Here is a 13,628-nt window from a genome sequence, read left to right on the forward strand (position 1 = left end):
AGACTTCAACGCCCGGCTTTGTGCCGACGGGCTACGCAGATGGCAGATCAATGACCGACACTGTTGAAACGATCGACTATTCCAAGACGCTTTATTTGCCGCAGACGGATTTCCCGATGCGCGCCGGCCTGCCTGAGAAGGAGCCGGTGCTGGTCAAGCGCTGGCAGGACATGGACCTCTACGCCAAGCTGCGTGAGAGTGCCGCCGGCCGCACGAAATATGTGCTGCATGACGGCCCGCCCTACGCCAACGGCAATATCCACATCGGCCATGCGCTGAACAAGATCCTAAAGGACGTCATCACCCGCTCTTTCCAGATGCGCGGCTATGATTCGAACTACGTGCCTGGCTGGGACTGCCACGGCCTGCCGATCGAGTGGAAGATAGAGGAGCAGTACCGCGCCAAGGGCAAGAACAAGGACGAGGTGCCGGTCAACGAATTCCGCAAGGAATGCCGTGAGTTCGCCGCGCACTGGATCACGGTGCAGGGTGGCGAGTTCCAGCGGCTTGGCGTCATCGGCGACTTCAAGAATCCCTATACGACGATGGCTTTCCATGCCGAGGCGCGCATCGCCGGCGAACTGTTGAAATTCGCCCTGTCGGGCCAGCTTTATCGCGGCTCGAAGCCGGTGATGTGGAGCGTCGTCGAGCGCACCGCATTGGCCGAAGCCGAGATCGAGTATCAGGACTATGAGTCAGACACGATCTGGGCGAAGTTTCCGGTGGCCAATCTTGTCGTCGCCAATGTCGTGGACGGGCAGCCGGCGGAGCTCAATCCAGACCTGAGCGGACGGTCGCTGGATCTGCTGGACGCCCATGTCGTCATCTGGACCACGACGCCCTGGACCATCCCGGGCAACCGCGCCGTCAGCTATTCGCCGCGCGTCGCCTACGGGCTCTATGAGGTGACGGCGGCCGAGAATGCCTTTGGCCCGCAGCCGGGTGAGAAGCTGATCTTCGCCGACGCGCTGGCCGAGGAAAGCCAGGCCAAGGCCAAGGTCACCTTGAAGCGCCTTCACGATGTCAGCGCCGAACAGCTTGGAAATCTTGTGCTTTCACACCCGTTCAAGGGTCTCGGCGGCGGTTACGAGTTCCCGGTGCCGATGGTTGCGGGCGATCATGTGACCGACGATGCCGGCACCGGCTTCGTCCACACCGCGCCTGGCCATGGGCGCGAGGATTTTGACGCCTGGATGGACGCCGCACCCCAACTGCGCACTCGTGGCATCGACACCGTGATCCCCTTTACTGTCGACGATGCCGGCTTCTTCACCAGGGACGCGCCAGGCTTCGGCCCGGATCGCGAGGGCGGGGCCGCGCGTGTCATCGACGACAATGGCAAGAAGGGCAACGCCAACCAGGCCGTGATCGACGAGCTGATCAAGCGCAACGCGCTCTTCGCGCGCGGCCGCCTGAAGCACAGCTACCCGCATTCCTGGCGGTCGAAGAAGCCGGTGATTTTCCGCAACACGCCGCAATGGTTCGTCTACATGGACAAGGACCTCGGCGACGGCACGACACTGCGCAGCCGCGCCTTGAAGGCCATCGACGACACGCGCTTCGTGCCGGCTGCGGGCCAGAACCGCATCCGCGCCATGATCGAGGAGCGCCCCGACTGGGTGCTGTCGCGCCAGCGCGCCTGGGGCGTGCCGATCGCCGTCTTCGCCGATGAGGACGGCAACGTTCTGAAGGACGCGGCGGTCAACCAGCGCATCATGGACGCCTTCGAGGAAGAGGGCGCCGACGCCTGGTTCGCCGCCGGCGCCAAGGAACGCTTCCTCGGTAATCACGATGCGTCCAAATGGAAGCAGGTGATGGACATCCTCGACGTCTGGTTCGATTCGGGCTCGACGCATGTTTTCACGCTGGAGGATCGCCCTGACCTGAAATGGCCGGCCGACGTCTATCTCGAAGGGTCCGACCAGCATCGCGGCTGGTTCCACTCTTCGCTGCTCGAAAGCTGCGGCACCAGGGGCAGGGCGCCTTATGACACCGTCGTCACCCATGGCTTCACCATGGACGAGGACGGACGCAAGATGTCGAAATCGCTCGGCAACACGGTGGTGCCGCAGGACGTCATCAAGCAGTCGGGCGCCGACATATTGCGCCTATGGGTGGTGACGACGGATTATTGGGAAGACCAGCGGCTCGGCAAGAACGTGCTGCAGACCAATATCGACGCCTACCGCAAGCTGCGCAACACCATTCGCTGGATGCTGGGCACGCTCGCCCATGACGATGGCGAGACCGTGCCGCTGGAAGCGATGCCGGAGCTTGAGCGGCTGATGCTGCATCGGCTGGCCGAACTCGACGACGTGGTGCGCCAGGGCTACGACGCCTTCGAGTTCAAGCGCATCACCCGCGCGCTCATCGATTTCATGGTGGTCGAGCTGTCGGCCTTCTATTTCGACATCCGCAAGGACGCGCTCTACTGCGACGGACCGTCAAGCGTGAAGCGCAAGGCCTCGGTGCAGGTGGTGCGCAATCTTTTCGACTGCCTGGTGAAATGGCTGGCGCCGATGCTGCCCTTCACCATGGAAGAGGCCTGGCTCGACCGTCATCCCGATGCCGTTTCGGTGCATCTCGACCAGTTCCCGGAAATTCCGGCGGATTGGAAGAATGAGGCGCTGGCGGAAAAGTGGCGCAAGGTGCGGCAGGTGCGCCGCGTCGTCACCGGCGCGCTCGAGATCGCGCGTGCCCAGAAGGTGATCGGCTCCTCACTGGAAGCGGTGCCGGTCGTCACCATCAACGACGCAGCGCTCGAAGCGGCGATATCGGACATCGACATGGCCGAGATGGCGATCACCAGCGATCTCGTCATTGCCCATGGCCAGGCGCCGGAAGGCGCCTTCACCCTCGACGATGTCAAGGGCGTCGCCGTGGTGGTCGAGAAAGCCGAGGACCGCGGCCTGGTCAAATGCGCGCGTTCCTGGCGCTACACGGCCGATGTCGGGCAGGATCCTGCCTTTCCCGATGTCTCCGCGCGTGATGCCGCCGTGCTGCATGAGCTGAAGGCGCTCGGCCGGCTCTAGGTGCATGTCGCCCGAAACTTTGCCGCGCGATCAATAGTGCACAAATGCCACGCCGGGCGGTGCAAATCCGCCCGTGCGTTGCCCTTAACGAGCGGTTGAGGTAAACACGCGAAACTCCGGAAGACAAATTGTCGCCGGATTTCCGTCGCAAGTGCTTGGACGATGGGGACCGGTCACAAGACTGGTGGCGATCGAGAGGCTGTCTAGAGTGGGACTTTTTGGCATGACCGAGAGATATAAGGCGCGCCTTGCGCTGCTGGCGCCGCTTGTCGCATCGGGCCTCGCTCTATCCGGCTGCATGGGTTCTCCGACCTATGGCACCGACAAGACCGCTGCCGAACAGCTGGCCGGCGATCTCACCGGCGCCGTTTCCTTCGCGCCGAAGCGCAAGGATCCGATCGACTACAAGCCACGCCCCACCTTGGTGAAGCCCGCTCCCGGACAGAAGGAAGCGCTGCCTGCGCCTCAGGAAAGCATCGAGACGGCAAGCGCCGAATGGCCCGAATCGCCCGAGCAGCGCCGCGCGCGCCTGCGCGCCGACGCCACCGCCCACCAGAATGATCCGAACTATCAGGCTGAGATCGTCGACGATGTGCAGACCGATCCGGCCTCGGTCAAGAAGGCGATGGCGGATTCAGGCTCCAGCCACCCGCCGGCCTGGACACCCGCTGATTCCGACAAGGGCCGCGCCGCCGAGATCCAGCGTCGTCTTGCCGCGAGCAAGCAGGGCGACCCCAATACCCGCAGATATCTGAGCGAGCCGCCATTGGCCTATCGTGTCGCGGCCGGCACCGCGCCGCAGAACGAACTCGGCGAGGACGAATACAAGAAGGAACGCCGCCTGAAGAAAGAGGCGGAAGGCAAGAAGTCCGGCTGGTTCGACTGGTTGCCGTCCCTGTAAGAGCAATTCCAGGAAAAGTGTGAAGCGGTTTTCCCGGGAAAAGCGCGTAGCGCTTTCACTACGGAGTTGCGTCAAGACAAAGAGCCTGAGAACGGCCACGCTGCCCTTTCGGGCGGAACGGCGCGGTTCAGTCGCGACGTTCCTTGAAAAAATCCTTTAGCAGCAGGGCAGCCTCGGTCTCGCCCATACCCGGATAGATGTCGGGCGTGTGGTGGCAGGTCGGCGAGGCGAAGAAGCGCACGCCATTGACCACCGCACCGCCCTTTTCGTCGGCGGCGCCGAAGTAGAGACGGCGTAGCCTGGCGAAGGCGATTGCGCCGGCGCACATGGCACAAGGTTCCAGCGTCACATAGAGATCGTGGCCGGTGAGCCGCTCGCTTGAGAGTTTGCCGCAGGCTTCGCGGATGACCAGCATCTCGGCATGCGCAGTCGGGTCGGCAAGCTCGCGGGTGCGGTTGCCGGCTTTTGCAACGACGGTGCTGCCGTTGGCGACGACGGCGCCGACCGGCACTTCGCCGCGCAAGGCTGCCGCTTCGGCCTCCTCAAGCGCCAGCGCCATGAAATCCGGCCGCTTCACGCGGTTTCCATTCCGATTATCTCCTCGCCACTCCTGGCTTTTGGTTTTCGTTTGTCTTCCCGGGAAAACCGGTTCCCACTTTTCCCTGACAAACTCCCGCGATCCTGTTATGGAGCGCATCAACCCGAAAATCGGACTCGATTTTCGGAAAAGATCATGCGCCAAATCAAAGTGCTACAGCGTTCGTTGCGCGCCCGAAAGGATGCGCCACGCTGTAGCAGCGCAAACGGACAAAGGCCACATGGACGACAACGACAAGAAATCTCCGCGCCAAAAAGGCCCGGGCAAGAAACCTGCGGCTCCGCGAGGCGACAGGAAGCCATCCTTCGGCGCCAAGAAACCCTATGCGCCGCGCGGCGATCGGCCGATGGCCGCCGAGGGCGAACGGCCGAAGCGCGACTTCAAGGGCGGCGACAAGCCATTCAGCAAAGGCCCACGCAAGCCTTACGCACCGCGTGGCGATCGACCGACGGCGGCTGAGGGCGAGCGCAAGCCCTACGAGAAGCGCGAAGGACCGCGCAAACCCTATGCGCCGCGCGGCGACCGTCCGACGGCGGCCGAAGGCGAACGCAAGCCCTATGAAAAGCGCGAAGGATCGCGCAAACCCTATGCGCCGCGCGGCGACCGGCCCATGGCGGCTGAGGGCGAGCGCAAGCCGTATGAGAAGCGCGAAGGCCCGCGCAAACCCTATGCGCCGCGCGGCGACCGTCCCATGGCGGCTGAAGGCGAGCGCAAGCCCTACGAGAAGCGCGAAGGGCCGCGCAAGCCATATGCGCCGCGCGGCGATCGTCCGGTTGCCGCATCGGCGGAGGGCGGCGAAAAGCGTTTCGACCGTCCCAAGCGTGATTTCGGCGATCGCCCGAAGCGTGACTTTGCCGACCGCCCCAAGCGCGACTTTGGCGGTGACCGCCCCAAGCGTGATTTCAGCGATCGGCCCCAAGGGGCATCGGCCGGCTTCAAGCCGCGCCCGCGTCCCGCGGAGGCCACGGAAGAGGCCGGCGAGCGCATCGCCAAGCGGCTGGCACGCGCTGGGCTTGCTTCGCGCCGCGACGCCGAGGAATTGATCGCCGCCGGCCGCGTCAAGGTCAACGGCCGCGCTCTGACTTCGCCGGCCTTCAATGTGATGCCTGGCGATATCATCCATCTCGACGGCATGGAGATCCCGCCGATCGAACGCACGCGCCTGTTCCTGTTCCACAAGCCGGCCGGCGTCGTCACCACCAACCGTGACCCCGAAGGCCGCAAGACCGTTTTCGACGTGCTGCCGGCCGAATTGCCGCGGCTGATGACCATTGGCCGCCTCGACATCAACACCGAAGGCCTGCTGCTGCTGACCAATGATGGCGGCCTGTCGCGCGTGCTCGAACTGCCGGCCACAGGCTGGCTGCGCCGCTACCGCGTGCGCGTCCACGGCAAGGTCGAGGAAAGCGCGCTTACCGGTCTGCGCGAAGGCATTGCCGTCGATGGCGTCTTCTACGGTGCCATCGAAGCCAGCCTCGACCGCGAGCAGGGCTCCAATGCCTGGCTGACGATCGGCCTGCGCGAAGGCAAGAACCGCGAAGTGAAGAACATCCTCGGCGCGCTCGGTCTCGACGTGACTCGGCTGATCCGCATTTCCTATGGGCCGTTCCAGCTCGAGGATCTTCCCGAGGGCCATGTGCTGGAGATCAAGGGCCGCGTGCTGCGCGACCAGCTTGGCGAGCGCCTGGTGGAGGAGTCCGGCGCCAATTTCGACGCAGAGATAGCAAAACCGTTCTCCAACAAGCCGGTGCGGCGCACTGAAGTTCGCGAGCCGGAACCCGAGCGGCCGAAATTCACGCGCGACGGCGAGCGCCGGCCGATCGGCGAGGGCGGGTTGATCAAGAACCGCAAGCGCCGCGAAGGCAGCCGCGACGAGGCGCTCGGCAAGCTGTCGACCAGTCCCGACAGAGGCGAGAGGCCGGAAAAGAGCTTTGGCGAACGCGGGTCCCGGCCCGAACGCGGCGGCTTTGGCGACAAGCCACGTGGCAGTTTCGGCGACAAACCGCGCGGTGGCTTCGGCGACAAGCCTCGTGGCGGTTTTGGCGGCAAGAAATCCGAGCGCGAGCAGCGGCCGATAGAGCCGCCCGGCCAGCGCAAGGCCAATGTCTGGATGGCGCCAGGGGCCCGGCCGATCGGCAAGGGCAGGGCGGAAGCCGACGCCGCCAAGGCGGCGGAGGCCAAGGCGCGCAAGGCCTCGTTCAAGCCGTCCTATGGCAAGCCCGCTGGCAAACCAGGCGGCGCAAAGCCGTTCGGCAAGCCGCGTGGCGAGCGTCCGGCTGGCGGTGAACGGCCGCGTGGCGGTCCCAAGGGTCCCCGCACAAGATGAGGATCGTCGGCGGTGAGTTTCGTGGGCGTCCACTGGCGACGCCCCGCGGCAGCGCCATCCGTCCGACGACCGACCGCACCCGCGAGGCCGTCTTCAACGTGCTGGCGCATCGCTTTGCCGAAAAGCTGGACGGCGCGCGCGTCCTGGACCTGTTCGCCGGCACCGGGGCGCTTGGTCTGGAAGCGCTGTCGCGCGGCGCATCCTATGGCGTTTTCATCGAGGAATCGGCCGAAGGCCGCGGCCTGATCCGCGACAATGTCGAGGCCTTCGGCCTGACCGGACGCACCAAGATCTTTCGCCGCGACGCCACCGGCCTTGGCGAGGCGGGCACGCTGGCGCCGTTCGGCCTGGTCTTCGCCGACCCGCCCTACGGCAAGGGGCTGGGCGAGCGCGCGCTGCAGTCTGCCAGAGCCGGCGGCTGGCTGCGCCCCGGCGCGCTCTGCGTGGTCGAGGAGACGGCGGCGGCTCCCTTCGAGCCGGGTCCCGGCTTTTCGGTGCTGGACGAGCGCAACTATGGCGAGACCATCATCCGCTTCATCGAGGCTGCGTGACACGCCTGCATCGAGCGGTGGCCTCTTTGCCGCCGCCTTTGCCGGCAACAACAAATCACTTTGCTTGTCGCCAGCACCTTGCCTATCGTCTTGAAGAGAAAACCGGAGCCATTGATGACATCCAGGGCTGAATGGCTGCGGACGACACTGCTGGCAACCTCGCTGGCCTTCACGCTCACCGGCCCCGTGCTGGCCGACAGCAGCGCGTCGCCCGACAAGACGCCGGCCGAATTCAAGGTGACGGATTTCCTGCTCGATAACGGCATGGAGGTGGTCGTCATTCCCGACCATCGCGCGCCGATCGTCACCCATATGGTCTGGTACAAGATCGGCAGCGCCGACGAGCCGCCCGGCAAATCCGGCATCGCCCATTTCTTCGAGCATCTGATGTTCAAGGCGACGACAAATCACGCCTCCGGCGAGTTCGACCGCGCCGTCTCCGACATTGGCGGCTCCAACAACGCCTTCACCTCCTACGACTACACCGCTTTCCACGAGACGGTGGCGCCCTCGGCGCTTGAGCAGATGATGGGTTTCGAGGCCGACCGCATGCGCAACCTCATCCTCACCGACGACGTCATCAAGACCGAGCGCGACGTCATCCTGGAAGAGCGCCGCTCGCGCATCGACAACAATCCGCAGGCGGTGCTCGACGAGGAAGTCGATGCCACGCTGTGGCAGAACCAGCCCTATCGCATTCCGGTCATCGGCTGGATGCAGGAGATGGAGCAGCTCAACCGCACCGACGCCGTCGCTTTCTATGACAAATACTACCGGCCCAACAACGCCGTCCTGATCGTGGCCGGCGATGTCGAGCCGGAGACGGTCAAGGCGTTGGCCGAAAAGACCTATGGCAAGGTGGCGCGCGGGCCGGACCTGCCGCCGCGCATCCGCCCGGTCGAGCCGGAGCAGAACACCAAGCGCACGGTCACGCTCACCGACGCCCGCGTCAGCGTGCCGAGTTTCTCGACGCAATGGGTGGTGCCGTCCTACCACACCGCCAAGCCGGGCGAGGCCGAGGCGCTCGACCTCTTGGCCGAGATCCTCGGCGGCGGCAACCGCAGCCGGCTCTACCAGGCGCTGGTGGTCAAGCAAGGCATCGCTTCCAATGCCGGCGCGTATTTCCAGGGCACCATGCTCGACGACACCAATTTCACCGTCTATGGCGCGCCGCGCGGCGACGCCAAGCTGGCCGACGTCGAGGCCGCGGTCGATGCGGAGGTGGCGCGCATCGCCAGCGGCGGCGTCACGCCGGATGAGCTGGAAAAGGCCAAGGACCGCTATATCAGGTCGATGGTCTTTGCCCGCGACAAGCAGGACTCCATGGCCGAAATCTATGGCTCGACGCTGGCCACCGGCGGCAACGTGCAGGATGTTCAGCAATGGCCGGACCGCATCCGCAAGGTCACTGCGGACGAGGTCAAGGCCGTCGCCGCGCGCTATCTGGTGCTGGCCCGCTCGACATCAGGCTATCTCTTGCCGCAGCAACAGGCGGGGAATTGATGATGAACTCGACACATATGCGCGAGGCGGTGACGGCGCCTTCCCTTCTCCCCTTGTGGGAGAAGGTGGATCGGCGCGCAGCGCCGAGACGGAGGAGGGGTGCGTGCCGGATCGCCGTCCTTGCCAAGCTGGAACACCCCTCATCTGACCTCGCTTCGCGAGGCCACCTTCTCCCACAAGGGGAGAAGGGAAGACCGCGCGTGGCCACCGCCCTCGCAACCCTCTTCCTTTCCATCCTTTTCCTGATCCTGCCCGCGCTTGCCGCGCGCGCGATGGATATCCAGCAGGTCACCTCCCCAAAAGGCATCACCGCATGGCTGGTTGAGGACTATTCCGTACCGATCGTCGCCGTCCGTTTCGTCTTCGGCGGCGGCTCGACGCAGGATCCGGTGGGCAAGGAGGGCTTGGCCAATCTGATGACCGGCCTGTTCGACGAGGGCGCCGGATCCCTCGATTCGGAAGCCTTCCAGGTCAGGCTCGACGATGCCGGCGCCGAGATGAGCTTCGAGGAGACCCGCGACGGCGTCTATGGCTCCATGCGCATGCTGGCCGAGCAGCGCGACGAGGCCTTCGACCTGTTGCGGCTGGCGGTCAACGAGCCGCGCTTCGACCAGGCGCCGATCGACCGCATCCGCGCCCAGATCCTGTCCGGCATCATCGCCAACGAGAATGATCCCGACACGGTGGCGCAGAACAAATGGGCGCGCGCCGTCTATGGCGACCATCCCTATTCGCGCTCCGACCAAGGCACAAGGCAGAGCATCGCCGCCATCACCAAGGACGATCTGAAGGCCCTGCACAAGGCGGTGTTCGCGCGCGGCGGCCTGCATGTCGCCGTGGTCGGCGCCATCGATGCCGAGACGCTGAAGAAGAAGCTGGACATGGTGTTCGGCGATCTGCCGAAGGACCAGGCGCTCGCCCCGGTCTCCGATGTCGAGCCGAAGCTGGCGCAGCGCGTCGAGGTCAATTACGACCTGCCGCAGACCTCGCTGCAGCTCGCCTGGCCGGGCGTGAAGCGCAAGTCGGCCGATTTCTTCCCCGCCGTGCTGATGAACGAGATCCTGGGCGGCGGCACCTTCACCTCGCGCCTGTTCGAGGAGGTGCGCGAAAAGCGCGGGCTGGCCTACAGCGTCAATTCCTCGCTGGTCAACCAGGACCATGCCAACGCGCTGATCGTCACCACCGGCACGCGTTCGGACCGCGCGTCCGAGACGCTCGGCATCGTGCGCGACGTCGCCAGGCAGTTGGCTGAGGAAGGCCCGACCGAAGCTGAACTGGCGGCGACCAAGAAATATCTCATCGGCGCCTATGCCATCACCAATCTGGACTCTTCGAGTTCCATCGCCGCGACGCTGGTCGAATTGCAGCTCGACGATCTCGGCATCGACTACATGCAGCGTCGCGCCGGCTACATCAACGCGGTGACCCTCGACCAGGTCAAGGCGGCGGCGAAAAAGCTGCTGACGGCCGACCCGACCATCATGGTGGTCGGGCCGCCGCTGGCCGGAGCCGGCAAGGGATGAGCCCGACATTCGGCATAGCCTTCGGCGGCGGCGGCGCGCGCGGCCTGGCGCATATCCATGTCATCGAGGCGCTGGACGAGCTCGGCATCAAGCCGGTGGCGATCGCCGGCTCGTCGATCGGCGCCATCATGGGCGCCGGCATGGCCGCGGGCATGACCGGCAAAGAGATCCACGACTATGCCCGCTCGATACTCGGCCGCCGCGCCGAAGTGGCGAGCCGCATGTGGCGCGCGCGGCCAGGCACCATCGCGGAGGCCATGCAGAATGGCATCCGGGTCAGCCAGTTCAATGTCGAGCGTATCCTCAAGGCATTCCTGCCCGAGGCCATTCCCGAAACTTTCGCCGAACTGAAAATCCCGCTGAAGGTGACCGCGACGGACTATTTCGGCCACAAGCTCGCCGTGTTCGACGAAGGCGACCTGCATTCCGCGCTTGCAGCCTCTGCCGCCATTCCCGCCGTGTTCCGCCCGGTGACGCGCGACGGCAGGCTGCTGATCGACGGCGGCATCTACAACCCCGTGCCCTTCGATCTCATCGAGAACGACGCCGACATCATCATCGGCGTCGACGTGGTCGGTGCGCCGGAAGAGGCCGACCGCAAGCACCCCACCTCCGTCGACCTGATGTTCGGCGCCACGCAGCTGATGATGCAGTCGATTATCGCCAACAAGCTGAAACAGTGCCGCCCCGACATTCTGGTCCGCCCGGCGGTGTCGAAATACCGCGTGCTGGATTTCCTGAAGATCGATGCGCTGATGAACGAGACGGCTGACATCAAGGATCAGCTGAAGCGCGAGGTGGAGCGGGTGGTGGAGGCGCGCAATGGCGCCGCCATCAAGCGGAGGCGAGGGAAGAAGGCCGGGTGAGTGGTGAGGCCGGCTAAGACTTCGCCGGCGCATACTCCAACGCAACAACGCCGTTGCTGAACGGCGTGGCCAAGATCAGCTCGAGCGGCACTTGTTCGCCCGGCGGGAACAGCGGCTTGCCCTGGCCGACGGCGCCGGGATAGCTGAGCAGCCTGACGCGGTCGACCAGCCCGTGGCGCAGCAATTCCTGCGCGACGCTGAGGCTGCCATGCACATAGATGTTGCCGCCGCTGCCTTGCTTCAGCGTCCTCACCGCTTCCGGTAACGAGCCTGTGAGCAATTCGGCCGGTTTCCAGTCGAGCGCCTTCAAACTCGTGGAGGCGACGTATTTCGGCAGCGCGTTGAACCGGTCGGCAAAATCCCCGGTTTCCTTGGGCCATGAACCGGCAAAGATCTCATAGGTCGTGCGCCCCAAAAGCATGGCGCCGCTGTCGGCAAGTTCATCCTCCTTGAACCTGTTCATCTCGTCATTCCAGGTAACGCCAGGCAATTTCTCGACCTCGGCAATGCCGTCGACGCTGATGAATTCGGTGACGATGAGTTTTCTCATGGCGTTCTCCTCTTCGCCCAAAGGACGAACCACATGGGGCGTTTGCTACAGGCTCTGAAAAAATCGGGGTGGTTTGTCGGTGAAGGTGTTTCTCTGGTCTAAACGAGAGTCCAAAGTCGAATTTTGGTGATACATCTCAGCGGATATCCCCAAAGCTACAGGAAGATCATGGGATTCGGGGTCTTCATCCATCGCTCAGATTCGATCTACGATGACAGCCCTGCTGAGCGATATCAGTTCCCCAGCCAGTATCTACGCCGTGTGGAAGCATGCGTCGGCGATTGGATCATCTACTATGAACCTAGCAAAGTAGACGATACCCGTGGCTATTTCGCCCTCGCCAAAGTCCAACAGGTTATCCCTGATCCTGTGGCGTCCGGCATGTATCTCGCGCTGATTGAGCCGGGATCATACCTCGATTTTGCCGATCCCGTCCCATTCAACGGGATGGACGGGCTAGTTGAGCGAGGTTTGCTTAACGAACAAGGACGGATTTCTGGTCGCGCTCAATCGGCCGTCCGGCCGATCAGTCCGAGCGACTTCAACCGCATCCTCGATCTCGGCGTTGACACCCGCGAGCCGTTGCTGCCACACGTCGATGAAATCGGCATTTCATCCGGGTTTCAGGATGAAGAAGCGCCATTCCAGTTCGAGCACAGCCGCGACCGCATAAGCTACATTGGATCGCGAATCGTGCGAGACCGCATTTTCCGTCGCATCGTCTTGCGCGCTTATGATGAGCGCTGCGCGATCACGGGACTGAAGTTGATAAATGGCGGTGGTCGGGCAGAAGTTGCCGCGGCACATATTCGACCCGTCGAAGCGAACGGGCCCGATGTCGTCAACAATGGGCTCGCATTATCAGGTACTGCGCATTGGATGTTCGATCGCGGATTGATCAGCCTCTCCGACGATCTGGAAATCCTGATCTCGCGGCAGGTCAATGACCTCGAGAGCGTGCAAGGGTTCGTGAACAAGACCCGCCGTGCGCTTCCGCCTCGCCGGCCGCTCGAACGCCCGCATCCTCATTTCTTGCAATGGCACCGCGAGCATTGCTTCAAGCAGTAGTGCTTCGCTGACGCGCCGAGTAACCCTCAGTCCTTCGCTCGCTCCACATAGGACCCATCCGCCGTCATCACCACCACGCGGGTACCCGGCGCGATATGCGGCGGCACTGCGGTGCGCACGCCATTCGAAAGCACGGCGGGCTTGTAGGAGGACGATGCCGTCTGGCCCTTGGTCGTCGGCTCGGTTTCGACCACTTCGAAGGTGGCGCGCTGCGGCAGGACCAGGGAAATCGCGATGCCGTTGAACTGCGAGACCTGCACAGGCATGCCTTCCTGTAGATAGGGTGCTGCGTCGCCGACCACGGCTTCGCTCACCGCCACCTGGTCGTAGGTTTCCGGGTTCATGAAGTGGAAGCCTTCGCCGTCGGCGTAGAGGAAGGTGTGCTCGCGCTCCTCGACATAGGCGCGCTCCACCTGCTCGGTGGTGCGGTAGCGCTCCGAAACCTTCACCCCGTCGCCGATGCGGCGCATGTCGAGCTGTGTCACGGGCGTGCCCTTGCCTGGGTGGATGTTTTCGGCAAAGAGGATCACATAAAGCTTGCCGTCCTTGTCGACGACATTGCCTTTGCGGAGCGAACTGGCGATGACTTTCACCACGGTTTTAAATCCTGCGAGAGTTAGTGGGCGTTTGCCGGCTTGTGCGGCGCTGGTAGCGCATCTTGGCGCGAACCGCCAGCCCTCACTGCAAACTGACATGGCGCGCGCCCGCAC

Annotated in this window: 11 protein-coding genes; 8 read left to right on the forward strand and 3 right to left on the reverse strand. The window is 64.0% G+C overall.

From position 1 onward, the window contains the following. Nucleotides 1-50 precede the first annotated feature (50 nt). Both ileS and ACLGL5_RS20275 read left to right on the forward strand, forming a co-directional pair. Nucleotides 51-3,032, forward strand: a complete 2,982-nt coding sequence (gene ileS / locus ACLGL5_RS20270; RefSeq protein ID WP_083246710.1) for an isoleucine--tRNA ligase — start codon at nucleotides 51-53, stop codon at nucleotides 3,030-3,032. Nucleotides 3,033-3,255: 223 nt separating this feature from the next. After that, entirely contained in the window at nucleotides 3,256-3,933 is a 678-nt protein-coding gene (locus ACLGL5_RS20275) for a metal ABC transporter substrate-binding protein (RefSeq protein ID WP_027046714.1), read from the forward strand. Nucleotides 3,934-4,060: 127 nt separating this feature from the next. On the opposite strand, the gene ACLGL5_RS20280 is transcribed toward ACLGL5_RS20275, so the two are convergent. Then, the gene (locus tag ACLGL5_RS20280; RefSeq protein ID WP_019857481.1) at nucleotides 4,061-4,510 is read right to left on the reverse strand and encodes a nucleoside deaminase; all 450 of its coding nucleotides are present in this window, start codon (nucleotides 4,508-4,510) and stop codon (nucleotides 4,061-4,063) included. A 241-nt stretch (nucleotides 4,511-4,751) separates the two neighbouring features. Between ACLGL5_RS20280 and ACLGL5_RS20285 the strand changes: the two genes are divergently transcribed. From ACLGL5_RS20285 to ACLGL5_RS20305, 5 genes are all read left to right on the forward strand, one after another. Further along, on the forward strand, nucleotides 4,752-6,857 hold the full coding sequence (locus ACLGL5_RS20285) for a pseudouridine synthase (protein WP_069091893.1): 2,106 nt from the start codon (nucleotides 4,752-4,754) through the stop codon (nucleotides 6,855-6,857). Further along, nucleotides 6,854-7,408: a 16S rRNA (guanine(966)-N(2))-methyltransferase RsmD gene (gene rsmD, locus ACLGL5_RS20290; RefSeq protein ID WP_069091894.1), complete on the forward strand. Its 555-nt coding sequence runs from the start codon at nucleotides 6,854-6,856 to the stop codon at nucleotides 7,406-7,408. Before ACLGL5_RS20285 ends, rsmD begins: the two co-directional genes overlap by 4 nt. A gap of 114 nt (nucleotides 7,409-7,522) precedes the next feature. Then, nucleotides 7,523-8,911: a M16 family metallopeptidase gene (locus tag ACLGL5_RS20295; RefSeq protein ID WP_038646121.1), complete on the forward strand. Its 1,389-nt coding sequence runs from the start codon at nucleotides 7,523-7,525 to the stop codon at nucleotides 8,909-8,911. Between the two features lie 200 nt (nucleotides 8,912-9,111). Then, nucleotides 9,112-10,434 carry a M16 family metallopeptidase gene (locus ACLGL5_RS20300; RefSeq protein WP_027046715.1) on the forward strand — a complete coding sequence of 441 codons (1,323 nt, stop codon included), beginning with the start codon at nucleotides 9,112-9,114 and terminating at the stop codon, nucleotides 10,432-10,434. Beyond that, nucleotides 10,431-11,300 (forward strand): patatin-like phospholipase family protein, encoded by an 870-nt coding sequence (locus ACLGL5_RS20305; protein WP_069091895.1) that lies wholly within the window; start codon nucleotides 10,431-10,433, stop codon nucleotides 11,298-11,300. Before ACLGL5_RS20300 ends, ACLGL5_RS20305 begins: the two co-directional genes overlap by 4 nt. A 13-nt stretch (nucleotides 11,301-11,313) precedes the next feature. Here the strand turns inward: ACLGL5_RS20305 and ACLGL5_RS20310 are convergent, their stop codons facing one another. Next, a complete protein-coding gene (locus tag ACLGL5_RS20310; protein ID WP_069091896.1) occupies nucleotides 11,314-11,850 on the reverse strand; it encodes a dihydrofolate reductase family protein in 537 nt (178 codons plus the stop codon). A 168-nt stretch (nucleotides 11,851-12,018) separates the two neighbouring features. Between ACLGL5_RS20310 and ACLGL5_RS20315 the strand changes: the two genes are divergently transcribed. After that, the gene (locus tag ACLGL5_RS20315; protein WP_069091897.1) at nucleotides 12,019-12,918 is read left to right on the forward strand and encodes an HNH endonuclease; all 900 of its coding nucleotides are present in this window, start codon (nucleotides 12,019-12,021) and stop codon (nucleotides 12,916-12,918) included. A gap of 26 nt (nucleotides 12,919-12,944) precedes the next feature. On the opposite strand, the gene efp is transcribed toward ACLGL5_RS20315, so the two are convergent. Beyond that, nucleotides 12,945-13,514 carry an elongation factor P gene (gene efp, locus ACLGL5_RS20320; protein ID WP_010915481.1) on the reverse strand — a complete coding sequence of 190 codons (570 nt, stop codon included), beginning with the start codon at nucleotides 13,512-13,514 and terminating at the stop codon, nucleotides 12,945-12,947. Nucleotides 13,515-13,628: the final 114 nt, after the last annotated feature.

Source organism: Mesorhizobium sp. U510, assembly GCF_059180695.1.